The following is a 25,299-nucleotide window of genomic DNA, read 5'->3' as shown; positions in this document are numbered from 1 at the left end:
CCTCAGGAGGCCCGCACGGACTTGTCCCACACGCTGGTACGGAGCAGCCCCGCCCGGTGCAGCCGCTGCTCCAGCTCCAGCACCTCCTGCGCCGCCTGCCGCGGACACCGGGCCGCGACCCCGATCAGCCCCCAGCGCCCGGCCACCGAGGTGATCGCCCGCGCCCACCCCGCGTGCCCGGGCCGCTCGACCCTGTCCTCCAGCCGCTTCAGATCCGTCTCCGTCGTCGGCCGCACCACCTTCGTCGCCGCGTACACCCCCTGCCGCGTGCCGAGCACCTCCCGCGCCTCGGCGAGAAACGCCCGGACGTACTCGGCGCCGTTCGAGGAGAGATTTAGATCCTGCATGGCGACCACCGGCCGCCCGCCGAAACGGCCACCCAGACGGGCGATGGCGAAGTCCACACCGCCCTTGACGAACCCCAGATCGCGCCCCGCCCCCTGGAACGCGCCGTGCAGCGCCGCCATGCCCTCCCGTACGGCACGGAACTGAGCGGGCGTGATGTCGAACCGGGCGCAGGTCTCCTCGTCCACATAGACACTGCCCTCCCAGACGCTGCCCCGGGTGATCTGCACCGTTCCGCCCTCGGCGGGCTGTCCGGCCACCACATGGGCGGAGGGCGCCAGGATGAACTCGTAGCCGGGCAGGCGGTGGCGCAGATAGTGGGTATGCGCCTCCAGGACGTAGTCCTCCTCGGTCTCCATCGCCTGGCGGGCCAGCGCGTCGAGCGCCGCGTCGTCGGCCAGCGGCACGGCCATACGGATCCTGCTCCCGGTGAGTGCCTCGGCGGGCTTGAAACAGCCCAGCTCCAGCCCGTACCGCTCGCGCAACAGCCGGGCGGCCGTGTGCACCCGGTGACGCAGCAGTGCCTCGTCGGCGCCGGCCCGGGAGACCGAGTAGCCGGGCAGGCGGGGCAGCAGCACGCCGAACTCCCGGTGGAACGCCGTCACTTCGGCCTCCGCCGCCAAGGAGGACTCCGGGGCGTCCACCGCCCTCGGCGCGGAGACGCCCATCGCGTCCTCGACCGTCGGGTACAGCGTCGTCTTCCGGTTCCACCGCTCGGCGACCTCCGGCCCGTTGGCGTCCACCCGCAGCCGCTCCAGGCCCGCCGCACGCTTCAGCCAGAGCAGCAGCACCCGCGCCTCGGTGTCGATCGCGAACAGCCGCACCACTGTCTCCGGCGCGGCACTCAACTGCCGCACCAGACGCTCCAGCGGCGGCGCCGGCCGGTCCGCGAGCGAGTCGGCCGCCATCGCCAGCAGGGCGTGCGTCAGGTAGTAGTAGCGCAGCTCGGGGACCTCCACGGGCACCGCCGCGGACGCCGCCACCGCCTGCCGCCACGGCTCGCCCCGGCCCACGACCAGGTCGCCCGGCGCGGCCAGATACACCGCCCGCGCCTCGTTGTACGCCGAGAAGTCGTCCGGTGAGCGGCCGAGGGCCAGTTGGGCCACATCGGCCTCGAAGCAGCCCTTCAGCGTGGACGCGGTGCCCAGCACGATGGCCGGCACCTGGCCGCGCGACGCCCCGAACGGCAGCAGCTCCTTGCCCGCCGCCTCCTTCGCACCGGCCAGATCCGTCCCGAGCAGACGCCGTGAGACCTGCTCCAGTTCCTCGGTCGAGAGCAGATCGGGCCCGGTGACGAACCCCTCCCATGCCAGGGTCCTGCCACGGTGAACGACGGTCTGTTCCTGTTTCTGCATCCACGACTCCCGGATTCGGTGCGGAAAGCGACGAGTTGGTCACATTCTGTATGCCCCGCAGGGGCCCGGACCGCTCACCGGTCACAGCGGCCTCACCCATGGCGTGCGCCCGAGACGTGCGGCGCGCGCCCGGGACGCGAAGTGTGCGCCCGCGACGCGAGGGGTGCGCTGGGTACGCGAAGTGTGCGCTCGGTACGCAAAACAGGCACCCGAACCCATCATGAGCGCCCCGGACTCGTCGCGCGCCCGAGGGCGCCGTCCGCCCGCGGCCCCGGTGATGGGATGATGATCGGCGACATAAGGCGACGGCGGTCCGAGGAAGCCGGTGGAAGTCCGGCGCGGTCCCGCCACTGTGACCGGTGAGCGAGTTCCGGCAGGCCACCGCCCCGCCCGGGGTGGGAAGGCGGGGCGAGCCACGACCCGGGAGCCAGGAGACTCACGCGGTCGCCTCCTCGACGGACACCGGGGCGGATCTCCCCGGGAGGGGAGTGGCACGGCATGCCCGGGACGCCGACGGAAGAGACATCAGGCGAGCCGGCGGCGGCGAGCGGTGCGGCGCCGTGCCGGGTCGTGGTGTGCCGGGACTGCTGCTGCGGCAGTCCCAAGGTGACCGGGGTCGATCACGCGGCGCAGACCGCGCGGCTGCGGGCGGAGCTGCCGGTGCGCATCTCCGAGTGCCTCGACGTGTGCGATCAGGCCAACGTCATCGTCGTACAGCCCTCGGCCGCGGGCCGGGCCGCCGGTGCGCGGCCGGTCTGGCTCGGGCTCGTCAACGATCCGGACGCGACCGAGGACATCGTCGGCTGGGTGCGCGCCGGCGGCCCGGGCGTGGCTCCCCGGCCGGACATCCTCGACCTGTACACGTTCACACCGCCCCGACGACGACTCGGCGAAGACCGGCCGTAGCCAGGAAGGGCATGCCGCGCGCTCGCACCGCAGCCGCCGGCGTGCGCCGCGGGAACACCGTCCGCGGCCTGCGCACCGGTCCCGCAGATCCTGGAAGGAACCAAGGAGATCATGTACTTCATCGTGGCCCGTGACCTGCCGGAGGCGTTCGGATGACCGGCAGCGGGGAACCCGTCCTGTTCCACACCGCGGGCCGGGCCGCCCACATCACGCTCAACCGGCCCAGAGCCCTCAACGCCCTCACCCACGCCATGGTGCGCCGTATCGACGAGGCACTGACGGCGTGGGAGCACGACCCGGCCGTCGAGACCGTGGTCATCACCGGCGCCGGAGAGCGCGGACTGTGCGCGGGCGGCGACATCCGTGCCATCCACGACGACGCCCGCGCCGGCGACGGCACCCTCTCGGCCGCGTTCTGGCGCGACGAGTACCACCTCAACGCCCGTATCGCCCGCTATACCAAACCGTATGTCGCGCTCATGGACGGCATCGTGATGGGCGGCGGGGTAGGCGTCTCCGCGCACGGCAGCGTCCGCATCGTCACCGAGCGGTCGCGGATCGCGATGCCCGAGACCGGCATCGGCTTCGTCCCCGACGTCGGCGGCACCTATCTGCTCGCCCTCGCCCCGGGCGAACTGGGCACCCACCTCGCGCTGACGGGCGCGCAGATCGGCGCCGGCGACGCCCTGCTGTGCGGCCTCGCCGACCACTACGTACCGTCCGCCGCGCTCCGCTCCCTCGTCGACGACCTCGCCGAGATGCCCCTGCCGGACGTCCTCGCCCGGCACGTACAGCCGCCGCCACAAGGGGAGTTGACGGCAAGGCGCGAGTGGATCGACGGCTGTTACGCCGCCGACTCGGTCGAGGAGATCGTTCAACGGCTGTTCGCCCACGGCGGCCCGGACGCGAAGGAGGCCGCCGATACCCTGCTCGCCAAGTCGCCCACCGCCCTCAAGGTCACCCTGGCCGCAGTGCGCCGCGCCCGGCGTCTCGGCCCGCTGGAACGGGTCCTCGACCAGGAGTACCGCGTCTCCTGCGCCGCCCTGAGCACAGCCGACCTGGTGGAGGGCATCCGCGCCCAGGTCATCGACAAGGACCGCGATCCGCGCTGGTTCCCGAAGACCCTCGCCGAGGTCTCCGACGCCGACGTGGCCCGCTTCTTCGCCCCGCTCGGCGACCGCGAACTGGGGCTCGCCGGGCCCGGCGACGCCCGGGAGGCGGCCTGGTGAGCAGGACCGTCGCGTTCGGTCGACCCGGGCACTTGGACGCCCGCATGGCCGCCGAACCGGCGAGGTCGCGGCGGCCTTCATCGACGAACGACCGCCGGAATTCCGCCACTGCCGACCCACCGGCCCTCTGCCGTCCCGCCTGGTGGGAGAGGAAGATCACGTCGGGCGGAGGCGGTCTTGGCCATGGTCGCGTCACGCGGTACGGTCGGTCCGATATCGACGACGGCGACACGGAAGCCGGTGGGAATCCGGCACGGTCGCGCCACTGTATGCGGGACCCCCAGGGGGCTCGTGAGTCAGACCCGTGGCCGTCGTCCTGTGCACCACCGAGATGGGACGCGAACTCCCAGAGGAGGGTCCTGCCATGGCGCAGACCGTCGCCCAGCCGACAGCCACCACCCCCGTCGTTCCCGCCAAGCTGCCGCTGAAGGCGATCGCTCCCTGGGCGGTGTTCTTCGGCATCCTCATGATGGTCCTGCTCTACTTCGTCGGCGCCGAGCAGGGCGCCACCTCCGTGTTCAGCGGCACGGACGTCCACGAGTGGGTGCACGACGCCCGCCACCTGCTCGGTTTCCCCTGCCACTGACGCGAGGGACCCCGTGCACACATGAAATCCGCAACCGTACGGAACCTTCTCGTACGGGGCATGCTCGCCGGCCTCGCGGCCGGCGTGCTCGCCCTGGTGGTGGCCTATCTCCTCGGTGAGCCGAACGTCGACAAGGCGATCAGCTTCGAGGACGCCCACTCCCACGAGCACGAGATGGCGGTCGTCTCCCGCTCCCTGCAGTCCACCGCCGGCCTCGCCACCGGCGTCCTCGTCTACGGGGTCGCCTTCGGCGGCATCGCCGCGCTCGCGTACTGCTTCGCCCTCGGCCGCGTGGGCCGCTTCAGCCCGCGCGCCACGGCGCTGCTGCTGTCGGGCTGCGCCCTGTTCGCCGTGTACGTGGTGCCGTTCCTGAAGTACCCGGCCAATCCGCCGTCGGTCGGCAGCCCCGACACCATCGGCAAGCGGACCACCCTGTACTTCCTGATGATGCTGCTCAGCGTCCTCCTGGCGATCGCCGCCACCCTCCTGGGCAAGCGGCTCGCGCCGAGCCTGGGCACCTGGTGGGCGACCGTGGTCGCGGTGGCCGCGTTCGCCGTCGTGATCGGCCTGGCCTACCAGTTCCTGCCCGTCGTCAACGAGGTGCCCAAGGACTTCCCGGCGACCCTGCTGTGGCGGTTCCGGCTCTCGGCACTGGCGATCCAGACCGTCATGTGGGGCGGATTCGGCCTTCTCTTCGGCGAGTTGGCCGAGCGGGTGCTGAACCCCAAGCCGGCGGCGGCCAAGAGCGGACGTGCGGTTCCGGCCGCGCACTGACTCCTTCCGGACAACAGAGGGCCCTTCGGAACCTTCCAAGGGCCCTCTGGCGTTCAACGGACACCGATGCACACGGGATTTCACGGGCAGGGCACGGAAGCCGGCCGATCGGGCGCCCACCACCCGGGCGAGGCGCGGAGGAAGCGGATGGCCAGACCTTCACAGCCGCGCCGCATCACCCTCGGCGGCCGGGACGCGGTCGCCCTCACCCTGGAGGAGTACGAGCAACTGGCCGCCAGTCGCCGCCAGATCGGCGGCCAGAGCGCCCGCGTCCGGGTCCTCGCCCAGCAGGCCAAGCGCAACGAACGGCTCCTGCACGACCTGGAGGCGCTCATAGCCACCCCGGGAGAGCCCTGCCCAGGGCAGACCCCAGCGGAGACCTGCCAGGGGCACCCCCACATGGCACCGGCCACGAGCCCCGACGGCGAGCCCGTGGTGGACGCCACCGCGGCCCCCTGCCTGCGCTGCGCCGTGGCGGCACTGCTGCGCCGCCATCGGGGCCCGACAGCCTGAACGGCCCTTCGGCGCTCCCTGGTCGGCCTGAACCCCCGGCCGGCGGCGCCTAGTCGTCCTCCTCCGGTGCGGCCAGCGGACGCCCCAGCCGCAGATTCCACCGCCCGGACCGGCCGCTGAGCTCGGTCACGGTCAGCGGCGGCACATCGAGGCGCCAGAAGACCGAGGCGGACAGGTCGAGGGCGGCGACGACGGCCGCCCGCACCACCTCCGGCTCGACCACGGCGACCGTACGGCCGTCCATGTCCTGGGCGGTGTCCAGCCAGCGCCCGATCCGCTCGCACACGTCCCGCACCGACTCCCCACCGTGTTCCGCCCAGCCGGGATCGGTGAGCCAGCGGCCCACCGCCTCCGGCTCCGCGGCCCCCACCTCCTGCAGGGTGCGGCCCCGCCAGCGGCCCACATCGAGACCGGCCAGCTCCGCTGCCGCCGCGCCGTCGAGGCCGAGTGCCTCGGCCGTCTCCCGGCAGCGCACACTGGCGGAAGTGACCACGCGGGCGGGTGCGGGCAGTGACCCGGCCGCCGCCCGGGCACCGGCCGCGCCGATGTCGTCGACGGAGTCGCCGTCGTAGAAGCGGGCCTGCCGCAGAGATGGGCTCATGGCGGGCGAGACGAAGGTCACGCGGCTGGTCACGCGGCTGCTCCTGGTGTCCGTGTCATCGGTGTCATGGGGTGCGGGACTCGACCGCGTACGGCACATACGGACGCCGGTCCGGGTCGACGGCCGACCGTCCGCCGGCCGGGGGCGGGCCCGCTGGCCGCAGTCGCGACGCTCGCGGATCCGGCAGCCCAGGCCGCCGGCGGTTCGCGGCCCGGGGGTCGTCCAGGGTCACCATGCCCCGCGCGCCGAGTTCGCCGTCGCGCTCGCCCGCGAACTGCGGCACGCGGACCGTCGTTTGGAGATGTCGCCGGCCCGGTCGACCCGCAGGAACGAGAACGGCACGCCCCGTCGCCCGGTGCGCTGCAGGGTGCTCATCCGGTGGTCCAGCAGTGGGCCATGCTCCAGCAGCGCCGGTTGGCCGGCGGTCGGCCGGTCGCCGGACCATGCGCACACCTCCTCGCCTCGCCCGCGAACTTAGCATCCGCGGAATGCGCCGACGGAGGTCGGCGACCCGCGCCGGGCCGAGGAGCAGCTGGAGCAGGCGCCGGCCGGCGGGCGGAAGATCACGGGCTTCGGCCATCGCGTCTACGAGCACAGCGACTCCCGTGTGCCGATCACGCGGGACGCCCTGGACCGCCTGGTCGCCCGCGCCACCGACCCCGAGATCCCCCGTCTCGCCGAGCTGCACGCGGCCCTGCATCACGCCATGCTCGCTCACCCGCAAGGGCGTCCATCCCCACCCCGACTACCCGGCCGGGCTCGCCCGCCACCTGATCGGCTTCGACACCTCGGCCTTCACATCCCTCTTCGCGATGAGTCGCAGCACGGCCGGACCACCCACGTCACCGAACAGCTCGCCCACAACGCGCTGGTCCGGCCCCTCGCCGCCTACGCGGGTCCGGACCAGCGGGCGGCGTGCGCGGCGGCGGGTAGCGGGCCGAGCCCTGGTCGCGCGGGCGGTCTCCGCCCTGTTCCTGCGGGCGGTGGCCTCAGTCCTGGTCGTACGGGTCGTACGGGTGGAAGCCGCGGCCGGTCTTACGGCCCAGCAGTCCCGCCTCGACCATCCGCTGGAGCAGCGGGGGAGGGGCGTAGAGGGGCTCGCGGAACTCGTCGTACAGCGACTCGGCGATGGAGGCGACCGTGTCCAGGCCGATGAGGTCCGCGAGTTTCAGCGGGCCCATGGGGTGGGCGCAGCCCAGCTCCATGCCGGTGTCGATGTCGGCGGCGGTGGCGAAGCCGGACTCCGCCATCCGGATCGCGGACAGCAGATACGGCACGAGTAGCGCGTTGACGACGAAACCCGACCGGTCCCGGCTGTGGATCACCGTCTTGCCCAGTGTGCGGCCCGCGAACTCCTCGGCCGCGGCCACCGTGTCGGCCGACGTGTGCAGCGAGGTCACGACCTCCACCAGCGGCAGCACCGGAACGGGGTTGAAGAAGTGCAGGCCCACGACCCGGTCGGCCCGTCCGGTCGCCCTGCCGAGCCGCATCACCGACAAGGACGAGGTGTTGGTGGCCAGCACGGCCGCCGGATCCTCGACGATCTTGTCGAGTGCCGCGAAGACCTCGGTCTTGGCGTCGGGGCTCTCCACGACGGCCTCCACGACCAGCTGCCGGTCGGCCAGGTCCGTCAGGTCGCCGGTGAAGACGAGCCGGGCGAGCGCGTCCTGTGCGGCGCTCTCGGGCAGCTTCCCGCGTCGCACGGCGCGGTCGAGCGAGCCCGCCACCCGTTCCCGCGCGGCACGGGCCGCGGCCGCGTCCACCTCGCACACCACCGTGTCCAGACCGGCCCGCGCACACACCTCGGCGATCCCGGCGCCCATCTGGCCGCCACCGACCACGCCCACCCTTCGGATACGCCCGCTCATGACCCCTCCTTCGCGTGCCGCACGAGATGACGGGAGTAGGCGTCCGGTGTGAAGAACAGTGGCAACTCCCCGGACAGCGCGGTGCGTTCGAACAGCGCCCGCGCCTCCTCCACCGGCGCCCAGGGATACTCGGCGCCGAGCTTCGCGGTCTCCTCGTCGAGCAGCCGCAGGACCGTCTCCCGGTCGATCACCCGGTGCCGCAGCCACTGCCAGACCTGCACCCGGGCGAACTCGGCGGTGGCCGCGTCCGCCATGAGGCCGTGGAGGGCGACCGCGCCCTGCCCGCGCAGCCAGGCGGCGAAGTAGCGCAGCGCGACAGCGATGTTGGTGCGCACGCCGTCCGGGGTCGGCGGGCCGCTGAGCCGGCGCACGGACAGCAGGTCACCGGCCGTCACCGCCACGTCGTCCCGCGTCCGGTCGAGCTGGTGCGGCCGGTCGCCGAGGACGCCGTCGAACACCGCACGGCACACCGGGACGAGCCCCGGGTGGGCCACCCACGAGCCGTCGAACCCGTCCTCCGCCTCCCGCTCCTTGTCCAGCCGCACCGTGGCCGCCGCGGCCTCATGGGCGTCCGGGTCCTCGCCGGGCACCTGCGCGGCCATCCCGCCGATCGCATGGGCGCCGCGCCGGTGGCAGGTGCGCACGAGCAGTGCGGTGTACGCCCGCATGAAGGGCGCGGTCATCGTGACCTTGGCACGGTCGGGGAGCAGGCAGTCGGTGCGGTGGCCGAAGGTCTTGATCAGGCTGAACAGATAGTCCCAGCGGCCCGCGCTGAGGCCGGAGCTGTGCTCGCGCAGCTCGTGCAGGATCTCCTCCATCTCGAACGCGGCCGTGATCGTCTCGATGAGCACGGTGGCGCGGACGGTGCCCCGGGGGATGCCGAGCAACTCCTGGGCGAGGACGAAGATGTCGTTCCACAGCCGGGCCTCGTACCGGTTCTCCAGCTTCGGCAGACAGAAGTACGGGCCGTACCCGGCGTCGATCTGCCGCTGGGCGCAGCGGAAGAAGTACAGACCGAAGTCGACGAGCGCGGCGGGCACCGGCCGGCCGTCGTACTCCAGATGCTCCTCGTCCAGATGCCAGCCGCGCGGTCGTACGACGATGGTGGCGAGCTGCTCCCCGAGCCGGTACTCCTTGCCGTCCCCGGCGGTGAAGTCGATCCGCCGCTCGACGGCGTCCAGCAGGTTCAGCTGGCCACCGATGATGTTCTCCCAGGTGGGAGCGGTCGCATCCGCGAAGTCGGCTATCCACACCCGGGCGCCGGAGTTGAGTGCGTTCACCGTCGTACGGCGCTCCGGCGGGCCGGTGATCTCGACCCGCCGGTCGGTCAGACCGGGCGCGGGCGGCGCGACGCGCCAGCTCGGGTCGGCACGGACGGCGGAGGTGACCAAGGGGAAGTCGAGCAGGGACCCGGCGGCCAGGCGCAGGGCCTGTCGGCGGCGTTCCCTCATCAGGTCCTGGCGGCGTGTGCCGAAGGCCGCGATCAGACGACCGACGAAGTCCAGGGCGGCGGGGGTGAGGATCTCGTCGTGGCGGTGGCCGGGTGCGGCGAGGACGCGGACATGGTGGGTCAGTGCGGTGGTGGACATCGGGTTCTCCTGCGGGAGGAAGGGGAGCGGGGGCCGTGGGCCCCCGCTCGGCCGGGCTGCCTAGTGGAACTGCTCCTTCTCCGTGGACCCGGCCAACGCGGTGGTCGAAGAGGCGGGGTTCACGGCCGTGGACACCAGGTCGAAGTAGCCGGTGCCGACCTCGCGCTGATGCCTGACCGCCGTGAAGCCGTCGGCCTGCGCCGCGAACTCCCGCTCCTGCAGGCCGACATACGCGGTCATGCCGTGCTCGGCGTAACCACGCGCGAGGTCGAACATGCCGTGGTTCAGGGAGTGGAACCCGGCCAGCGTGATGAACTGGAAGCGGTAGCCCATCGCGGCCAACTCCCGCTGGAACTTGGCGATCTGGTCGTCGTCCAGCGCCGCCTTCCAGTTGAAGGACGGCGAGCAGTTGTAGGCGAGCATCCGGTCCGGGTACCGGGCGTGGATCGCCTCGGCGAACTCGCGGGCCTGCGCGAGATCGGGCGTACCCGTCTCGACCCAGATCAGGTCGGCGTACGGGGCGTAGGCCAGCCCGCGGGCGATCACGGGCGCCATGCCGCCCCGCACCCGGTAGAAGCCCTCCGCCGTGCGCTCGCCGGTGACGAACTCGGCGTCGCGCTCGTCGACATCGCTGGTCAGCAGGGTGGCGGCGAGGGCGTCGGTGCGGGCGATGACGACGGTGGGAACGCCGGCGATGTCGGCGGCGAGCCGGGCGGCGTTCAGGGTGCGGATGTGCTGCGAGGTCGGCACCAGGACCTTGCCGCCGAGGTGCCCGCACTTCTTCTCCGAGGCGAGCTGGTCCTCGTAGTGGATGCCGGCCGCGCCGGCCGCGATCATCGCCTTGGTCAGCTCGAAGGCGTTCAGCGGGCCGCCGAAGCCGGCCTCGGCGTCGGCGACGATCGGCGCGAGCCAGTCGGTCGTGTCCCCGGCGTCCTCGGCGATGGCGATCTGGTCGGCGCGCAGCAGCGCGTTGTTGATCCGACGCACCACCTGCGGCACCGAGTTGGCCGGGTACAGGGACTGGTCGGGGTAGGTGTGGCCGGCCTGGTTGGCGTCGGCGGCGACCTGCCAGCCGGACAGGTAGATGGCCTGCAGCCCGGCCTTGACCTGCTGCACGGCCTGGCCGCCGGTCAGGGCGCCGAGCGCATGGATGTAGTCCCGCTCGTGCAGCTGGCGCCACAGCCGCTCGGCGCCGCGCCGGGCCAGGGTGTGTTCCTCGCGGACGCTGCCGGAGAGCCGGAGCACGTCCTCGGCGCTGTAGGTGCGTTCGATGCCCTGCCACCGGGGGTCGGTGGCCCAGCGCCGCGCGAGTTCCTCGGCCGCCTGCGTCCTCGACTCTGCCATGACGGTCACGTCTCCTCGGTCTGTACGGGATGCCAATTCCCCTGTCCTTGCGGCCAGGAGTGGCACTGTGTGTCGATTGACTGGGGTGCGGTCCGCCGGCACGCGTGCGGGCGGAGCTGAGCAAGGCTGCCGGTCACGACTCCGCCGGTGCCGGGATCTCCGACGTCAGGGCATGAATCGCGCCCCGGTTCCGGGCGGTTGTCGCCGGTGTCCGGCGGGCCGCGCTTGAACTCTGGCACTGGCACTGGGTGCCATCAACCGTGGACGTTTGCCAACTTCTGCGAATCTTCGGGTCGTGGTCTGCCAAGTTTGCGAAGCGTGTGCGGGCGACCCGGTCACGTAGGCTGGGCGGACACCGGGGACGGAGGGGGAGCGGGTGAGCAAGACGTACGCGGGGGCGCGTCTGCGGCGGTTGCGCGAGGAACGGCGTCTGGCACAGGCCGAGTTGGCGCGTGTGCTCGGCATCTCGCCGAGCTATCTGAACCAGATGGAGCACGACTCCCGGCCGCTCACCGTGCCCGTGCTGCTGCGGCTGACCGAGGCGTTCGGCGTCGACCCGGGGTTCTTCTCCGAGCGCGACACGACCCGTCTGGTGGCGGACCTCCGGGAGGCGCTGGCCGGGGAACTCGCCGAGGCCCGGGTCTCCGCGGCCGATCTGGCGGACCTCGCCGCCCGCATGCCCGACGTCGCCCGCGTCCTGCTGGACCTCGGCCGCCGCAACCAACGGCTCGCCGAGCACTTCGGCGACGGCCGCGGCACGGACCGGGAGCAGCCTCGCTCACCCCACGAGGAGGTCCGGGACTTCTACTACCGCCGCCAGAACTACCTCCACGACATCGACCTCGCGGCGGAGGAACTCGCCCTGGAGATCGGCATCCGGCCGGGCGAGGTCGTACCGGCACTGGCGGCCCGCCTCGCGGACCGGCACGGCGTCCGGCTGACCGGTGCGACCGGCGACTACCTGCACCACTACGACGAGCCGACCCGCACCCTCCACCTCTCCACCCGACTGCGCCCCGGACAGCGTGCGTTCCGCATGGCGATCCAGCTCGCCCTGCTCGAACGCGGCGAGGCACTCGACCGCCAGGCCGCCGAGGACTTCGCGCCCGGCTCGCCCGCCCACCGCCTGGCCCGCATCGGCATCGCCAACTACTTCGCGGCGGCCCTGATCCTGCCGTACGGCGCCTTTCACGCGGCCGCCGAAGAGGTGCGCTACGACATCGAACGCCTCACCGACCGCTACGGCCTCGGCTACGAGACCGTCTGCCATCGCCTGAGCACCCTCCAGCGCCCGCGCCTGCGCGGCGTGCCCTTCTCCTTCGTCCGCGTCGACCGGGCGGGCAACATGTCCAAGCGCCAGTCGGCGACCGGCTTCCACTTCTCCCGGGCCGGCGGCACCTGCCCCCTCTGGAACGTCTACGAGGCCTTCGCCGCGCCCGGCCGCATCCATGTCCAGATCGCCGAAACACCGGACGGCCAGCGGTACTTGTGGACGGCACGGGCCATCACCCGGCACCGCGGGGGCTGGGGGGAGCCGGGCAAGACCTTCGCCATCGGCCTCGGCTGCGAGATCCGGCACGCCCACCGGCTCGTCTACTCCGACGGCCTCGACCTCACCAACGCCTCCGCCGCCACTCCCATCGGCATGGGCTGCCGCGTCTGCGAACGCCTCGACTGCCCCCAGCGCGCCGCCCCACCCCTCGGCCACCCGCTGCGCATCGACCAGAACACCGGCACCTTCGTGCCGTACCCCGTGGCGGACTCTGCCGATTCTGCTGACTCGCCTGGTGAAAGAGCGGGTGGCTGACCACCGACTCCTCCGGCCCCCCTGATCGTTTCCGGCCGCTGTCCCCGTCGCCCACTTGCGGACGTGCACGGAATAGGCCGACGGTGGGGTGGGAAGGGTGCCGAACGGCGCACCGCGGGGAGCGGTGGGCCGGGCCGGGGACGCAGGGCACGGCGGGTGGGGGAGGGGCCGGGTTTGGGCGGGCAGCCTTTGTATCTCGCACCGCGGCTGGGCCCGCGGCTGCGCTCCGTCCTGGAGTCGCCCGGGTGGTTGCACACCCTCACGGACGCCCTCGGGTCCCCGCTGCATGTCGTCCTTCCCGATCAAGTCGTGGAAAACCTCGATGGTTTCCGGACGAGCTACGGCAGACATCAGCTGTCCGGGCAGGTGTTCTTCGCCCACAAGGCCAACCGGTCCAGCGCCGTGCTGCGGCGGCTGGCCGCGACCGACGCGGGCGTCGACGTCGCCTCGCTGGGCGAGCTGCAGCACGCGCTGGGCTCCGGCTTCGCACCCGACCGCATCATGGTCACCGGGCCGAAGAACCCGGAACTCCTGTGGCTCGCCGCCCGCAGCGCGGTCACCGTCGGCGTCGACACCCCCGAGGAACTGGCGCAACTCGCCGCGCTGGTGCGCACGTACAAGCTGGCGCGTGTCCGTGTTCTGCTGCGACTGTCGGGCTTCGCGGCCACCGGCGTACGGGTGCTGAGCCTGCGCAGCCGATTCGGCACCCCCGTAAGGGAGTTGGCCGCCCTGCTCGACTTGATCGAGCGGTACGGCGACGCGGTCGACCTGACCGGGGTGGCGTACCACGTGGACACCACGAGCATCACCGAGAAGGTCACCGCGCTCGAAGGCTGTCTCCTGGCGTTGGAGGAGTGCCGGAGCCGGGGGCTGCGCCCGCGCGCGGTGGACGTCGGCGGCGGGTTCGGGGTGAACTACCTTGCCGACGGCGGGCAGTGGGAGCGGTACACGACCGAACTCACCGGCGCGGTCCTGGGCACCCGACCGCCCCTGACCTGGGGCGGGCACGGCTACGGCCTGCGCAACGAGAACGGCACGCTCCGCGGAACGCTCGGCCTCTACCCCGCGCACCGCCCGGTGGCAGGGGCCCGCTACCTCGACGAGCTGCTCACGCACCCGGCCCCCTCCTTCGGCGGGCGCCCGCTGGCCGAACTCCTGCTGGACTGCCTGTACGACCTGTACGCCGAGCCCGGGCGGGCCCTGCTCGACCAGTGCGGCACGACGCTGGCGAAGGTGCTGGAGGTCCGCGCCCCACGGGACGGCGGGCCGCTGCTGGTCCGGCTGGCGGCGAAGGCCGACGACGTGGCGCTGGAGGAACACGGAGTGCTCATGGACCCGATCGTCCTCCCGGGCAACGCCGCACCCTGCGACACCCGTGCCGAACCGGTCGCGGTCCATCTCTTCGGCAGCCTGTGCCTGGAGACCGACCTGATCACACGCCGGACGGTCTTCCTGCCCCGCCGCCCCGAGCCCGGCGATCTGCTGGCCTTCGCCAACACCGCCGGCTACTGCATGGACTTCCACGCCACCCGCGCCCAGGACCAGCCCGTCGCGCGCAAGGTCGCCGTCTGGCAGGAGGGCGGCGCGTGGCGATGGTGCCTGGACGACGAGTACTGGCCGATATCCGTGGGGGGAGCACAGTGAGGTACGACAGCATCACCGAAGTCATCGGCAACACCCCGCTGGTGCGCATCGACCCTCATGTGCACGGTCTGTCGCACATCGACCTCTACGCCAAGCTGGAACTGCTCAACCCGTTCGGGTCGGTCAAGGACCGTGCGGCCTGGAACATGGTCCGCCCGCAGCTGGCCGCCGCGGCCGAGCGGGGCAGCCAGGTCGTCGAGCTGTCCAGCGGCAACACCGCCAAGGCCCTCGCCGTCCTCGCGGGCATGCACGGACTGACCTTCAAGAGCGTCACCAACCGGATGCGGGTCCCGGAGATCAAGGACCTGTTGCTCCTGCTCGGCGCGGAGATCGAGGAGCTGCCGGGCCAGAGCGAGTGTCTCGACCCGACCGCCACCGACGATCCGCTGACCCTCTTCCACCGGACGCTGTCCGAGTCCGGCGCCGCCTATCTGCACACCGACCAGTACTTCAACCCGCGCAACACCGAAGCCCATCTCACCGGTACCGGCTCCGAGATCGTCAAGGACCTGGACGGCCGGGCCCCGGACTGGTTCATCGCCTGCGTGGGGACGGCCGGTTCCTCCACGGGCGTCGCCCGGGTGCTGCGCGAACACGACCCCTCCGTACGGGTCGTCGGGCTGGTCGCGGCCAAGTCGGACTTCGTCCCCGGCATCCGCACCATCGACGAGGCACACCAGGTGGGCCTGTTCGATCCCGGCACCTACGACTCGATCGAGGCGGTCGGCTCCGACGAGGCGATCGAGGGCATGCTGACCCTCAACCGGAGGTGCGGCATCCTGGCGGGACCCACCGGAGGAGCCGCCTACTTCGGCGCCCTCCGCCGGCTGCGGGCAGTGGACGCCGAACTGCGGGAACGCCAGTCGGCGGTCTTCATCGTCTGCGACCGCGTGGAGAGCTACCTGGGTTATGTGCGGGAACGGCGCCCCGACCTCTTCGGCCGTCCCCGCCGCGCGAACTCCCCCGCCGACCTGACCGACGCCGAGATACGCCGGGCCCCGTCCGCCGATGTCACGCAGGCACAGGCCTGGATCGACAGCGGCCGGCCGCCGGTGGTCGACCTGCGCAGCTCCTTCGCCTACGCCGCCCTGCACATCGACGGCTCGGTCAACATCGTCGACGAGCTCTTCGAGGAACTCCTCCGTGGCGGACTGCCGTTCAGCCGCAGTCGTCCCGTGCTGCTGGTCTGCCCGGTCGGCGAGAAGTCCGCGCGATACGCGGCCCTGCTGACCCGCCTGGGACATCCCGACGTCCGCAGTCTGACCGGTGGCATCATCGCCTGGCGCGACGCGGGCGCACCCCTGGTGCGGGACTGAGCGCCGTGACCGTACCCGGGTCTGAATGTCCGTACGTCACAGGAGGGTTGGGGGAGTGGCAGCGCGCCCTGCGCGCCGAGTTCCCCATCATCGCGGGGCACCCCGAGCTGTCCTACCTGGACAGCGCGGCCACCGCGCAGAAGCCGCAGGCCGTACTCGAAGCGGTCCAGGCCTACCTCACGACGACCAACGCCAACGCCGGACGCGGCACCTACCCCTGGGCCAACAAAACCACGTCCCTGGTCGAGGAGACCCGGGACCGGGTCAAGCGGTTCCTCGACGACCCGGACCCGGAGCGGTCCGCCGTGCACTTCACGAGCGGCACCACCGACGGACTGCGCACCGTCGCCCGCGACTGGCTCCCCCAACTCCTCGCCGACGGCGACGAGATGGTGGTCCCGGTCGCCGACCACCAGGCCAACATCGCGCCCTGGCTGGAGGTCCAGCGGCAGCTGGCCCGTCAGGGCGTGCACATCCGCGTGCTGCCGATGCCGTACCAGCGGTCATCGGGCGACTATGACCACAGGGCGCTGGAATCCGTCACCGGACCGCGCACGAGATTCATCGCCGCGACCCACGTCCACCACGTCTACGGCGGCGACATGAACATCCACCGCATCCGCCGGGCGGTCGGCCCGGACGCCGTCGTCTGCCTGGACGCCGCCCAGAGCGTCGGCCATCTGCCGGTGTCCGCGGCCGAACTCGACGTCGACTTCATCGTCTTCTCCGGGCACAAGGCCATGGCCCTGCCGGGCTCGGGGGCCGTGTGGGCACGTCAGGCACGCGGACCGGTGTTCACCCCCGGCGGCTGGTCGGGCACGCCCAATACCGTCGGCATCGCCTCCCTGGCCGCGGCACTGGACTGGCTGGCGGCCGCCGGTACCGACCGGATCGAGCGGTGGACGGTCGCCCTGGCGGCCCGGCTCACGGACGGGCTGCGCCGCCTCGACGCCTACGAGATCCTGGGCTGCCAGACCAGCCTGGCCGCCGACGCGGCCGTACAGCGACGCCGGGGCATCGTCACCTTCCGGCATCGCGCCGTGGACTCGGGCGACCTCGGCTTCATCCTCTTCAGCCACGGCTTCATGGTGCGCAGCGACAACCACTGCCAGGGCAGTGCGGGGGAGCGGACGGGCTCGGTGCGGGTGAGCCTGCATGTGTACAACACCGTGGAGGAGGTCGACCGGCTGCTGTCCGTGCTTACCTCGCTCGGGTGACGTGACATCAGATCCCGTAATGGGAACCGTTTCCACTAGTAGGGTCTCGACTCGAAGGCAACGGATGCGGGACAGCGAGGTGGCACGACCTGATGGGGCTGAGCCTGGCCACGGCCGAGCGATGGGTGGAGCGCTGGGAGCGCCAGCAGCAGCGGTACGCCGTGGAGCGCGAGGAGCGCTTCACAGTGATCGCGGACGTCGTGGAGCACATCACGGCGAGCGTCACCGGCCGGCCCCTGGTCGTCGACCTCGGCTGCGGTCCCGGCTCACTGGCGGCCCGGCTCGCCCGGCGGCTGCCGGGCGCCGACATCGTGGCGGTGGACCGGGATCCGCTGGTGCTCGAACTCGCCCGCACCCACCACCCGGACGCGGCCCGCTACGTCGACGCGGTGATCGGCGAGGAGGGCTGGACGGAGTCGCTGGGCCTCGACCGCCCACTGGACGCGGCCGTGTCGACCACGGCACTGCACTACCTGAGCCGGGACGGCCTGCGCCGCACCTACCGGCACATCGCCGGGCTGCTGCGCCCCGGCGGTGTCCTCGTCAACGGCGACCATCTGCCGCAGGACGAGCCCGGGCTCGCCGGCATCGCCGGGCACATCGGACGTCGCCGAGCCGAGCGGCAGCGGGTCTTCGCCCACGAGGACTGGTCCTCCTGGTGGACGGCCGTCGCCGAGGATCCCGAGCTGGCCGACCTGCTCACCGCCCGCCGCAGCCGGCAGCCCGACAGGGGCACCGGCGGCACCGCCCGGCTGTCCCTGTCCGCGCATCTCGGTCTGTTGCGGGAGGCGGGGTTCGGCTGTGCCGGTGCCGTCTGGCAGTACGGCGACAGCCATGTTGTCGTGGCGATCCGGTGATCCTCAGTTGGCCCCGGGGCGTCGCCGTGTCGGTGAGCGGCGGCAGCGGATGTGCCGGGCCGGGCGGTGCCGTGGCTGCGTTCACCGCCCGACCCGGAGTCTCAGGGTCGCGCCACGAGCTGCGGTGATGTGTGGTCGCAGCTGTCGTCGATGCCGTAGGTGTCCCAGGCGGGGAACGGATCGTCCGGCGGCAGGGTCTCGCCGTCCGCCAGCAGGCAGCTGGTGAGCGCGGCGTGGAGGGCCTCGGTGTGCAGGTGCGTGCCGATGAAGACGAGTTCCTGGCCGGCCGGGCTGTCGGTGTCGCGGGCGGCGGAGGGCTCGAAGCGGGCGACGGAGCCGGCCTGCGACCACAGCCCCGTCACCTGCGGGCGGCTGGCGAGCGTGAAGAAGCCCTTGGACCGCAGGATCTGCCCGTACGCTCCGCTGTCCATCTCCTCGGTGACGAACCGCCACAACCGCCCGGGGTGGAAGGGGAGTCCGGAGCGGAAGGCGGTGGAGGAGATGCCGTACTCCTCCGTCTCCGGGACGTGGTCACCGTTCAGCTCCATGACCCAGCCCGGAGCCTGCTGGGCCCGTTCGAGATCGAACAGCCGGGTGCCGAGGACGTCCTTGACGGTCACGCGTCCCTGGACGGCGGGCACGATCCGCGCCACCGGGTTGAGGCGTGTGAGCGTGGCCCGGAGCCGGTCGGCGGTGGCGTCGTCGACCAGGTCGAGCTTGTTGAGCACGAGGACGTCGGCGAACTCGATCTGGTCCATCAGCAGGTCGCTGACGGTCCGTTCGTCGTCCTCGTACTGGTCGAGCCCGCGCGCCACCAGCTCGTCGCCGCCCGCCAGTTCGGGCAGGAAGTGGGCCGCGTCGACGACCGTGACCATGGTGTCCAGGCGGGCCAGGTCGCCGAGGGTGGCGCCGTCGTCGCGGGCGAAGGCGAAGGTGGCCGCGACCGGCATGGGCTCGGAGATACCGCTGGACTCGATGAGGAGGTAGTCGAACCGGCCTTCGCGGGCCAGCCGGTCCACCTCCACCAGCAGGTCGTCGCGCAGGGTGCAGCAGATGCACCCGTTGGTCATCTCGACCAGCCGCTCCTCGGTCCGCGACAGCGCCGCCTCGCCGCCGCGCACCAGCGCCGCGTCGATGTTGACCTCGCTCATGTCGTTGACGATGACCGCGACGCGCAGTCCCTCGCGGTTGCCGAGCACATGGTTGAGCAGCGTGGTCTTGCCCGCGCCGAGAAACCCGGACAGGACGGTGACCGGCAGTCGGGGGGTATCCATCGCGGGTCAGCCCTCGGGGCGCAGCAGCCCGCGCTCGTACGCCCTGACCAGGTGCTGCGGTACGAGATGCCGTACGCCGTCGATCGTGACCGGGACCAGCGTCGGCGTGGCGGCCTTCCACTGGGCCCGGCGGTGACGGGTGTTGCTGCGGGACATCTTGCGCTTGGGGACGGCCATGGTTCTCCTCCTTGGGTGACCAAGGAGACGCTATATGAAAACGGATCCCATTACCAAGTTGGCGGGGGTGGCCGTCCCCCGACTCGCCACGACACAAGGAGCGCCCATGGCAGGACGGTTCCCGGCGGTCGGCACCGTCGACTACCACACCGGTGGTGAACCCTTCCGCATCGTCCCCGCACCACCGGTCGCCGTCGAAGGAGCCACCGTCGCCGAACGCCGCATGGCCGCCCTCGGCGACCCCGACGTGGACGACCTGCCTGCGCAAACTGCTGTGCCACGAGCCTCGCGGACACGCCGACATGTACGGCGGCTTCCTCACTCCGCCGGACGACGAGGGCGCCCACTTCGGCGTGCTGTTCTGGCACAAGGACGGCTTCTCGACCGCCTGCGGCCACGGCTCCATCGCGCTCGCCGTCTGGGCCGTACAGACCGGCCGCGTCGCCCGCGACCTCTCCGGCACGACCGTCGTCGTCATCGACGTCCCCTCGGGCCGGGTCACCCTGCGCGTGCACACGGCCGGCGAACGGATCACCGGCGTCGACTTCGTCAACGTCCCCAGCTACCGGCTCGCCGCGCAGGTCACCGTCGGGACGACACGCGGCGACGTCAGCGTCGACATCGGCTACGGCGGCGCCCTCTACGCCCACCTGGACGCGGCCCGTGCCGGACTCGCCGTCACGCCCGAGCACTACGCCGACCTCATCGCGATCGGGCGCGAGGTGAAACGGGCGCTGAACGACACCGCGTACGCCCGCCACCCCGTCGACGACCGCCTCAGCGGCCTCTACGGCACCGTCCTGTACGACGACCTCGGCGCCGACGAGGACGGCAATCCGCACCAGCGCAATGTCACCGTCTTCGCCGACGGCCAGGTCGACCGTTCCCCGTGCGGCTCCGGTACCTGCTCGCGCGTCGCCGTACTCGCGGCGGAGGGCCGTCTCAAGCGGGGCCAGACCCTCGTCCACGACTCGATCGTCGGCACGCGCTTCCATGCCCGGATCGTCGAGGAGCTGTCCGCCGACGGCCACCGTGCCGTCGTGCCGGAGGTCACGGGGATGGCCTACCGGACCGGTGAGCACCGCTTCGAGCTCGACCCGGCGGACGACCTCGGCACCGGCTTCGTACTGCGCTGACCGTTGACCGCTCACCGGCGCCGTAAGGTGCAATACCTCGACGGACGGAGTTCCATGCAGACCATCAGTCTCAGCGGGCGCGAGGTCCGTGACGCGGTGTCGATGCGCGAGGCCATCGACGCGGTGCGCCGCGGCTTCGTCGGTCTGGCGGGCGGGGAGTTCGAGATGCCCACGCGCACCGCGCTGCGGGACGGCCGGTTCCTCGTGATGTCCGCCCACCACCGGCCGACCCGGTCCGCCATGGTCAAGACCCTGAGCGTGAACTTCGACCGTGCGCCCGCCATCACCGGCACCGTCGTATGGAGCACCCTGGACCGGCTCGATCACCTGGTCGCGGACGCCGGCGCCGTCACCACGCTGCGCACCGGCGCGGCGGTCGGGGTCGCCACCGACCTCCTCGCCGCGCCCGACGCCGACCGGCTCACCCTGATCGGCACCGGCGGTCAGGCCCCCGACCAGGTCCGCGCCGTGCACACCGTGCGCCCGCTGCGCCGCCTCACCGTCGTCGGCACCAGCGACGCACGCGCCCGGTCCCTGGCGGACACCCTCCGCGCCGAGCTGGACGGCACCGAGATCCGTATCGCGACCGACCCGGCGGCCGCCGTCGGCGACGCACACATCGTGTGCTGCGCCACCCCCGTGACCAGCCCGCTCTTCCCCGCATCCGCCCTGCCCGCCCAGGTGCACGTCAACGCCATCGGCGCCTTCCGCCCCGCCATGCGCGAACTGCCGGACGAGCTGCTGGCCGACAGCACCGTGGTCGTCGACGAACTCGGCGCGATCCTTGAGGAGTCGGGTGAGATCATCCATGCCCTGCGGGCGGGCGCCCTCACCCGGGACGACCTCACCGAACTGGGCACCGCCCTCACCTCGGCCCCCGGCGGCCACGGCAGGCGCACGGTGTTCAAGAGCGTGGGCGTCGCCATGCAGGACTGGGCCGTCGCACGCCTGCTGGCCGACAAGTTCCTCGGCTGATCCCGCAGAGCCTGTCACTCCGCCCGGTTCAGGGGACCTCCGGGCCGCGGTACTCGCACATCGCGTCGAGGAGCCAGTGGGCCAGATAGCCGGCGAACGACGAGCGTGGGAAGAGCCGGTATGCCGGCTGCTCGTCGACCTGCCAGAGCAGCACGGGGACGGGTCCCACCGTGGTCGACACCGCCCGGCCGGGCCCGAAGGCACGGGGATGCAGGTCCAGCGGGCAGCCCTTCTCCAGCACCTGCCGAGCGGCCGGGCCGCTCAGCTCCAGCGTGGTGCGGTTGGCCGAGACGTCCACGACCGAGCCCGGGTCCTTCCCGAGCGCCCGCCGCAACTCGGCCGTGTCGAGGGGCTCTTCGGACAGCACCAGCCACTCGTCGGGGCCGAGCCAGACGACCGTACGGACGCCGGACGCGGAGGTGCCGCCGCACTGCCGGGGCAGCGGCGCCCCCAGGGCCTTCTCGATGCGGCCCGCCGCTTCGGAAGCGGGGTCGACGCGCAGGTTCACCATGGTGATGAACGGCCGCTCGGTGAGGGCGACGCCGCGGTCGCCGGTGACGGTGGCGTCGCGCATCCGTTCCGCCAGATGCGCCAGGGGGCTGGTGCGCAGAGCCACCGGGCCCGCACCTGCGTCGAGCGTCGGCTCAGCCATCTCGCTTGGTCCCTTCGGGGTCGTAGAGGACGGAGTCGGCCACCTCGACGGGCACCAGCGCCTCGCCCACCGCGGCGAGCAGGGTCTCACCGATCCTGGCCCGCCCGTCGGCGACGAGCGCGAGCGCGAAGGGGCGGCCGAGGGCCGGGCTGTGGTAGCTGGAGGTGACATGGCCCAGCATCGGCACCGGCCCGCTCCCGGGGGTGATCGGCACGCCGGGCGCGACGAGTTGGGTGCCCTCGGGCAGCCGGGTCCTGCGATCGGCCGGGAGCAGACCGACCAGCTGCTTGCGGTCGCCGCGGGAGGTGTCGGCGCGGGAGTGGGACCGCTTGCCGATGAAGTCCTTCTGCTTCGAGACCACCCAGGACATGCCCGCGTCCTGCGGGGTGACGGTGCCGTCGGTGTCCTGGCCGACGATGATGTAGCCCTTCTCGGCCCGCAGGACGTGCATGGTCTCGGTGCCGTACGGGGTGATGTCGTACGGCCGGCCGATCGCGTACACCTCCTCCCAGACCGCCTGGCCGTACCACGCGCAGACGTTGATCTCGTAGGCGAGTTCGCCGGAGAAGGAGATCCGGCAGATACGGGCGGGGATGCCGGAGGCCAGCGTGGTCTCGCGGAAGGCCATGAACGGGAAGGCCTCGTTCGACAGGTCGACGTCGGGGGCGAGTTGAGCCACGACCTGGCGCGAGCGCGGGCCGACGACGGCGACCGTCGCCCACTGCTCGGTCACCGACGTGCAGTGGACGTCGAGTTCGGGCCACTCGGTCTGCAGCCACTCCTCCAGCCAGTCCAGGACCGCGGCGGCGCCGCCGGTCGTGGTGGTCATGAAGTAGCGGTCCTCGTCGAGGCGCAGCGTCACACCGTCGTCGAAGATCATGCCGTCGGGCTTGCACATCACGCCGTAGCGGGCCATGCCCGGCGTGAGCTTCTTGAAGGCGTTGGTGTAGACGCGGTTGAGGAACTCGCCCGCGTCCGCGCCCCGGATCTCGATCTTGCCGAGGGTGGAGGCGTCCATGAACGCCACCCCCGCACGGGCCGCGCGGCACTCGCGGGCCACCGCCGTGTCCATGTCCTCACCGGGCCGGGGATAGTACCGAGGCCGCTTCCACTGCCCGACGTCCTCGAACACCGCTCCGTGGGCGACATGCCAGTGGTGCATGGCGGTCGTGCGCTCCGGGTCGAACAGCTCGCCGCGCTGCCGCCCGGCGAGGGCGGCGAAGGCGACCGGCGTGTACGGCGCCCGGTAGGCCGTGGTGCCGATCTCTCCCACCGAACCACCGAGGGCCTCGGCGATCACACCGATCGCGTTGACGCCGGAGGTCTTGCCCTGGTCGTTCGCGGTGCCGAGCGAGGTGTAGCGCTTCACGTGCTCGACGCCGCGCATGCCGGTGCCGGTGGAGCGCAGGACATCGGCGACCGTGACATCGCGCTGCAGGTCGACGAAGTGGGTGTCCCAGCCGTCGTCCACGCCCGGCACCAGCCACAGGGCGCGCACCTCGGGGCGTACGTCCTCGTACGACGTCGTCGGCACCGGCACCGGGAACCCGGCCTCGGTCGCCGCCACCGCCCCGGCTCGTGCGCCTTCGGCCACGCACCCGTCGAACGTGTACGTCCCGCGGGCCGCGCCGACGACCTGCTGCTGCCGCACGGTTCCGTCGGGCACGAAGGCGGCCCGCCCGGAGTCCCAGCGGAGCCGGCCCTGGCGCTGGCTGTGCAGATGGACCACCGGGCTCCAGCCGCCGGAGACGGCGAGCAGATCGCAGTCGAACGCCTCGGCCGCACCGGTGAGTCGGCCGTCCGCGTCGATCCCCCGGACGGTGACCGAGGTGATCCGCCCTTCTCCCGCCGTGTCGGCCACCGCGCTCCCCGCGAGCACCCGCACCCCGGTCGCGGCGGCGACTTCGCGGGCCCGCCGGGACAGTTCGGGACGTGCGTCGACGACGGCGGCGATGTCGATGCCGGCGGCGTGCAGATCGGCGACCGTGTCGTACGCGCTGTCGTTGGTCGTAGCCACCACGGCCCGCGAACCCGCCGCCACACCGTACCGGTTGAGGTACGTGCGCACGGCCCCGGCGAGCATCACCCCGGGCCGGTCGTTGCCGGCGAAGACCAGCGGGCGTTCGTGGGCGCCGGTCGCCAGGACCACCTGGCGGGCCCGGATGTGCCACAGCCGTTGGCGCGAGACACTCTCGCGGGGGGCGTCGGCGCCGAGGTGGTCCGTACGCCGTTGCAGGGCCAGCACGTAGTTGTCGTCGTACGACCCGAAAGCCGTGGTGCGTCGCAGTACGACGACTTCGGGGGCGGCGTCGAGTGCGGCGTGGACCTCGTCGGCCCAGTCGAGGCCGGACAGCAGCGAACCGCCGGGCTCGGGCCGGTCGTCGACGAGGATCACCCGGGCTCCGGAGCCGGCGGCAGCGGCGGCGGCCGCGAGCCCGGCAGGTCCGGCGCCTATGACCAGGACGTCGGTGTGGACGTACTTCTTGTCGTAGACGGCGGGGTCGGGGGTCGGGTCGAGCCGGCCCATCCCGGACAGGGTGGTGGCGGACAGGCCGTCGTACAGCTCCACGGTCGTGGCCGGGAGCATGCTCTCCGAGCACGAACCGGCCAGCTGCAGCAGGGCGTTGGGCTCCTCGACGCCCGCGGAGACGATGCCGCGCGGGCGGCCGCGGTAGAGCGACGGGGCGACCTCGACGAGGCCGTTCGCCAGCATGGCCGAGGCGACGGTGTCGCCGGGGTGCCCGGTCAGCCGCCGCCCGTCGACGGTGAACCGCAGTACGGTGCCGCGGTCGACACGGCCCCCCTGCCGGAGCCGGAAGCGCTGGTCGGTCATCGGTCTCCTCCGGCTGGGGGCAGTTCGGGGCGCGGCTCGTCGAGCCGGTAGGCGGCGAGTACCTCGTAGGTGACGGTGTCCCGCAGTACGTTGAACCAGCGGCGGCAGCCGATGCCGTGCAGCCATCGCTCGGCGAAGGGGCCCTTGGGGTTGTCGCGGTAGAAGACGTACTCGGCCCATTGGGCGTCGGAGAGGTCCTCGGGGTTCTCGGGGTAGGGGACGTGGGCCTGTCCCCCGTAGTGGTACTCGGTCTCGTCGCGGGGACCGCACCACGGGCAGGTGATCAGAAGCACCAGGTCCT

General features: G+C 72.2%; 22 protein-coding genes, 2 pseudogenes and 2 riboswitches. Of the genes and pseudogenes, 13 read left to right on the top strand and 11 right to left on the bottom strand.

Going from position 1 to position 25,299, the window contains the following annotated elements:
- Nucleotides 1-2: 2 nt before the first annotated feature.
- Nucleotides 3-1,700 carry a hypothetical protein gene (locus AB5L52_RS06060; protein WP_369362882.1) on the bottom strand — a complete coding sequence of 566 codons (1,698 nt, stop codon included), beginning with the start codon at nucleotides 1,698-1,700 and terminating at the stop codon, nucleotides 3-5.
- 315 nt (nucleotides 1,701-2,015) lie between these two features.
- Nucleotides 2,016-2,138: riboswitch (cobalamin riboswitch) on the top strand.
- A gap of 60 nt (nucleotides 2,139-2,198) precedes the next feature.
- On the opposite strand from AB5L52_RS06060, the gene AB5L52_RS06055 reads away from it, so the two are divergent.
- The 5 genes from AB5L52_RS06055 to AB5L52_RS06035 all read left to right on the top strand — a co-directional run bounded on the left by AB5L52_RS06055 (nucleotide 2,199) and on the right by AB5L52_RS06035 (nucleotide 5,708).
- The gene (locus tag AB5L52_RS06055) at nucleotides 2,199-2,606 is read left to right on the top strand and encodes a (2Fe-2S) ferredoxin domain-containing protein (protein WP_369362881.1); all 408 of its coding nucleotides are present in this window, start codon (nucleotides 2,199-2,201) and stop codon (nucleotides 2,604-2,606) included.
- A gap of 152 nt (nucleotides 2,607-2,758) precedes the next feature.
- Entirely contained in the window at nucleotides 2,759-3,835 is a 1,077-nt protein-coding gene (locus AB5L52_RS06050; RefSeq protein ID WP_369362880.1) for an enoyl-CoA hydratase/isomerase family protein, read from the top strand.
- Nucleotides 3,836-4,024: 189 nt separating this feature from the next.
- Nucleotides 4,025-4,163: riboswitch (cobalamin riboswitch) on the top strand.
- Nucleotides 4,164-4,199: 36 nt separating this feature from the next.
- On the top strand, nucleotides 4,200-4,421 hold the full coding sequence (locus AB5L52_RS06045; protein ID WP_351568199.1) for a CbtB-domain containing protein: 222 nt from the start codon (nucleotides 4,200-4,202) through the stop codon (nucleotides 4,419-4,421).
- 21 nt (nucleotides 4,422-4,442) lie between these two features.
- Nucleotides 4,443-5,195, top strand: a complete 753-nt coding sequence (locus AB5L52_RS06040; protein ID WP_369362879.1) for a CbtA family protein — start codon at nucleotides 4,443-4,445, stop codon at nucleotides 5,193-5,195.
- A 147-nt stretch (nucleotides 5,196-5,342) separates the two neighbouring features.
- A complete protein-coding gene (locus tag AB5L52_RS06035) occupies nucleotides 5,343-5,708 on the top strand; it encodes a hypothetical protein (RefSeq protein ID WP_369362878.1) in 366 nt (121 codons plus the stop codon).
- A 49-nt stretch (nucleotides 5,709-5,757) separates the two neighbouring features.
- Here AB5L52_RS06035 and AB5L52_RS06030 read toward each other — a convergent pair whose 3' ends face one another.
- Both AB5L52_RS06030 and AB5L52_RS06025 read right to left on the bottom strand, forming a co-directional pair.
- Entirely contained in the window at nucleotides 5,758-6,342 is a 585-nt protein-coding gene (locus AB5L52_RS06030; RefSeq protein ID WP_351568208.1) for a histidine phosphatase family protein, read from the bottom strand.
- 31 nt (nucleotides 6,343-6,373) lie between these two features.
- Nucleotides 6,374-6,690, bottom strand: a pseudogene (locus AB5L52_RS06025) (short-chain fatty acyl-CoA regulator family protein); the annotation flags it as partial.
- A 118-nt stretch (nucleotides 6,691-6,808) separates the two neighbouring features.
- Between AB5L52_RS06025 and AB5L52_RS06020 the strand changes: the two are divergent.
- A pseudogene (locus AB5L52_RS06020) lies at nucleotides 6,809-7,219 on the top strand (citrate/2-methylcitrate synthase); the annotation flags it as partial.
- A gap of 79 nt (nucleotides 7,220-7,298) precedes the next feature.
- Here the strand turns inward: AB5L52_RS06020 and AB5L52_RS06015 are convergent.
- From AB5L52_RS06015 to aceA, 3 genes are read right to left on the bottom strand one after another with little or no spacing between them, the layout of a single operon-like run.
- Nucleotides 7,299-8,177, bottom strand: a complete 879-nt coding sequence (locus tag AB5L52_RS06015) for a 3-hydroxybutyryl-CoA dehydrogenase (RefSeq protein WP_369362877.1) — start codon at nucleotides 8,175-8,177, stop codon at nucleotides 7,299-7,301.
- Nucleotides 8,174-9,766, bottom strand: coding sequence for a malate synthase A (gene aceB, locus AB5L52_RS06010; RefSeq protein ID WP_369362876.1), 1,593 nt, complete (start codon nucleotides 9,764-9,766; stop codon nucleotides 8,174-8,176). The genes AB5L52_RS06015 and aceB overlap by 4 nt, the downstream gene beginning before the upstream one ends.
- Nucleotides 9,767-9,826: 60 nt before the next feature.
- Nucleotides 9,827-11,110, bottom strand: coding sequence for an isocitrate lyase (gene aceA, locus AB5L52_RS06005; RefSeq protein WP_369362875.1), 1,284 nt, complete (start codon nucleotides 11,108-11,110; stop codon nucleotides 9,827-9,829).
- A gap of 376 nt (nucleotides 11,111-11,486) precedes the next feature.
- On the opposite strand from aceA, the gene AB5L52_RS06000 reads away from it, so the two are divergent.
- The 5 genes from AB5L52_RS06000 to AB5L52_RS05980 all read left to right on the top strand — a co-directional run bounded on the left by AB5L52_RS06000 (nucleotide 11,487) and on the right by AB5L52_RS05980 (nucleotide 17,951).
- The gene (locus tag AB5L52_RS06000; RefSeq protein ID WP_351022806.1) at nucleotides 11,487-12,917 is read left to right on the top strand and encodes a short-chain fatty acyl-CoA regulator family protein; all 1,431 of its coding nucleotides are present in this window, start codon (nucleotides 11,487-11,489) and stop codon (nucleotides 12,915-12,917) included.
- A gap of 174 nt (nucleotides 12,918-13,091) precedes the next feature.
- Nucleotides 13,092-14,561, top strand: a complete 1,470-nt coding sequence (locus AB5L52_RS05995) for a Y4yA family PLP-dependent enzyme (protein ID WP_369362874.1) — start codon at nucleotides 13,092-13,094, stop codon at nucleotides 14,559-14,561.
- Nucleotides 14,558-15,877: a pyridoxal-phosphate dependent enzyme gene (locus tag AB5L52_RS05990; protein ID WP_369362873.1), complete on the top strand. Its 1,320-nt coding sequence runs from the start codon at nucleotides 14,558-14,560 to the stop codon at nucleotides 15,875-15,877. The genes AB5L52_RS05995 and AB5L52_RS05990 overlap by 4 nt, the downstream gene beginning before the upstream one ends.
- A 47-nt stretch (nucleotides 15,878-15,924) precedes the next feature.
- On the top strand, nucleotides 15,925-17,094 hold the full coding sequence (locus tag AB5L52_RS05985) for an aminotransferase class V-fold PLP-dependent enzyme (RefSeq protein WP_369362872.1): 1,170 nt from the start codon (nucleotides 15,925-15,927) through the stop codon (nucleotides 17,092-17,094).
- Nucleotides 17,095-17,186: 92 nt separating this feature from the next.
- Nucleotides 17,187-17,951 carry a trans-aconitate 2-methyltransferase gene (locus AB5L52_RS05980; protein WP_369362871.1) on the top strand — a complete coding sequence of 255 codons (765 nt, stop codon included), beginning with the start codon at nucleotides 17,187-17,189 and terminating at the stop codon, nucleotides 17,949-17,951.
- Nucleotides 17,952-18,052: 101 nt separating this feature from the next.
- On the opposite strand, the gene AB5L52_RS05975 is transcribed toward AB5L52_RS05980, so the two are convergent.
- Together AB5L52_RS05975 and rpmF are read right to left on the bottom strand one after the other, a co-directional pair.
- Entirely contained in the window at nucleotides 18,053-19,225 is a 1,173-nt protein-coding gene (locus AB5L52_RS05975) for a GTP-binding protein (protein ID WP_369362870.1), read from the bottom strand.
- Between the two features lie 6 nt (nucleotides 19,226-19,231).
- On the bottom strand, nucleotides 19,232-19,402 hold the full coding sequence (gene rpmF / locus AB5L52_RS05970) for a 50S ribosomal protein L32 (protein WP_365709296.1): 171 nt from the start codon (nucleotides 19,400-19,402) through the stop codon (nucleotides 19,232-19,234).
- A 155-nt stretch (nucleotides 19,403-19,557) separates the two neighbouring features.
- Between rpmF and AB5L52_RS05965 the strand changes: the two genes are divergently transcribed.
- Entirely contained in the window at nucleotides 19,558-20,538 is a 981-nt protein-coding gene (locus tag AB5L52_RS05965) for a proline racemase family protein (protein ID WP_369362869.1), read from the top strand.
- 54 nt (nucleotides 20,539-20,592) lie between these two features.
- Nucleotides 20,593-21,513, top strand: coding sequence for an ornithine cyclodeaminase family protein (locus tag AB5L52_RS05960; RefSeq protein ID WP_369362867.1), 921 nt, complete (start codon nucleotides 20,593-20,595; stop codon nucleotides 21,511-21,513).
- A 28-nt stretch (nucleotides 21,514-21,541) separates the two neighbouring features.
- On the opposite strand, the gene AB5L52_RS05955 is transcribed toward AB5L52_RS05960, so the two are convergent.
- Genes AB5L52_RS05955 through AB5L52_RS05945 form a run of 3 tightly spaced genes read right to left on the bottom strand, consistent with a single transcriptional unit; the run spans nucleotide 21,542 to nucleotide 25,291 of the window.
- On the bottom strand, nucleotides 21,542-22,165 hold the full coding sequence (locus tag AB5L52_RS05955) for a sarcosine oxidase subunit gamma (RefSeq protein WP_369362866.1): 624 nt from the start codon (nucleotides 22,163-22,165) through the stop codon (nucleotides 21,542-21,544).
- Entirely contained in the window at nucleotides 22,158-24,998 is a 2,841-nt protein-coding gene (locus AB5L52_RS05950) for a sarcosine oxidase subunit alpha family protein (RefSeq protein ID WP_369362864.1), read from the bottom strand. Before AB5L52_RS05950 ends, AB5L52_RS05955 begins: the two co-directional genes overlap by 8 nt.
- Entirely contained in the window at nucleotides 24,995-25,291 is a 297-nt protein-coding gene (locus AB5L52_RS05945; protein WP_369362863.1) for a sarcosine oxidase subunit delta, read from the bottom strand. Before AB5L52_RS05945 ends, AB5L52_RS05950 begins: the two co-directional genes overlap by 4 nt.
- Nucleotides 25,292-25,299: the final 8 nt, after the last annotated feature.

This window comes from Streptomyces sp. CG4 (genome assembly GCF_041080655.1).
Lineage (GTDB): Bacteria > Actinomycetota > Actinomycetes > Streptomycetales > Streptomycetaceae > Streptomyces.
Note: the sequence above shows the minus strand (reverse complement) of the source record. Positions and strands in the feature narration are given on the sequence as shown.

Coding starts and splice junctions, on each gene's coding strand:
- AB5L52_RS06060 (WP_369362882.1), bottom strand. CDS start 1,700: ATGCAGAAACAGGAACAGACCGTCGTTCACCGTGGCAGGACCCTGGCA.
- AB5L52_RS06055 (WP_369362881.1), top strand. CDS start 2,199: ATGCCCGGGACGCCGACGGAAGAGACATCAGGCGAGCCGGCGGCGGCG.
- AB5L52_RS06050 (WP_369362880.1), top strand. CDS start 2,759: ATGACCGGCAGCGGGGAACCCGTCCTGTTCCACACCGCGGGCCGGGCC.
- AB5L52_RS06045 (WP_351568199.1), top strand. CDS start 4,200: ATGGCGCAGACCGTCGCCCAGCCGACAGCCACCACCCCCGTCGTTCCC.
- AB5L52_RS06040 (WP_369362879.1), top strand. CDS start 4,443: ATGAAATCCGCAACCGTACGGAACCTTCTCGTACGGGGCATGCTCGCC.
- AB5L52_RS06035 (WP_369362878.1), top strand. CDS start 5,343: ATGGCCAGACCTTCACAGCCGCGCCGCATCACCCTCGGCGGCCGGGAC.
- AB5L52_RS06015 (WP_369362877.1), bottom strand. CDS start 8,177: ATGAGCGGGCGTATCCGAAGGGTGGGCGTGGTCGGTGGCGGCCAGATG.
- aceB (WP_369362876.1), bottom strand. CDS start 9,766: ATGTCCACCACCGCACTGACCCACCATGTCCGCGTCCTCGCCGCACCC.
- aceA (WP_369362875.1), bottom strand. CDS start 11,110: ATGGCAGAGTCGAGGACGCAGGCGGCCGAGGAACTCGCGCGGCGCTGG.
- AB5L52_RS05980 (WP_369362871.1), top strand. CDS start 17,187: ATGGGGCTGAGCCTGGCCACGGCCGAGCGATGGGTGGAGCGCTGGGAG.
- AB5L52_RS05975 (WP_369362870.1), bottom strand. CDS start 19,225: ATGGATACCCCCCGACTGCCGGTCACCGTCCTGTCCGGGTTTCTCGGC.
- rpmF (WP_365709296.1), bottom strand. CDS start 19,402: ATGGCCGTCCCCAAGCGCAAGATGTCCCGCAGCAACACCCGTCACCGC.
- AB5L52_RS05960 (WP_369362867.1), top strand. CDS start 20,593: ATGCAGACCATCAGTCTCAGCGGGCGCGAGGTCCGTGACGCGGTGTCG.
- AB5L52_RS05955 (WP_369362866.1), bottom strand. CDS start 22,165: ATGGCTGAGCCGACGCTCGACGCAGGTGCGGGCCCGGTGGCTCTGCGC.
- AB5L52_RS05950 (WP_369362864.1), bottom strand. CDS start 24,998: ATGACCGACCAGCGCTTCCGGCTCCGGCAGGGGGGCCGTGTCGACCGC.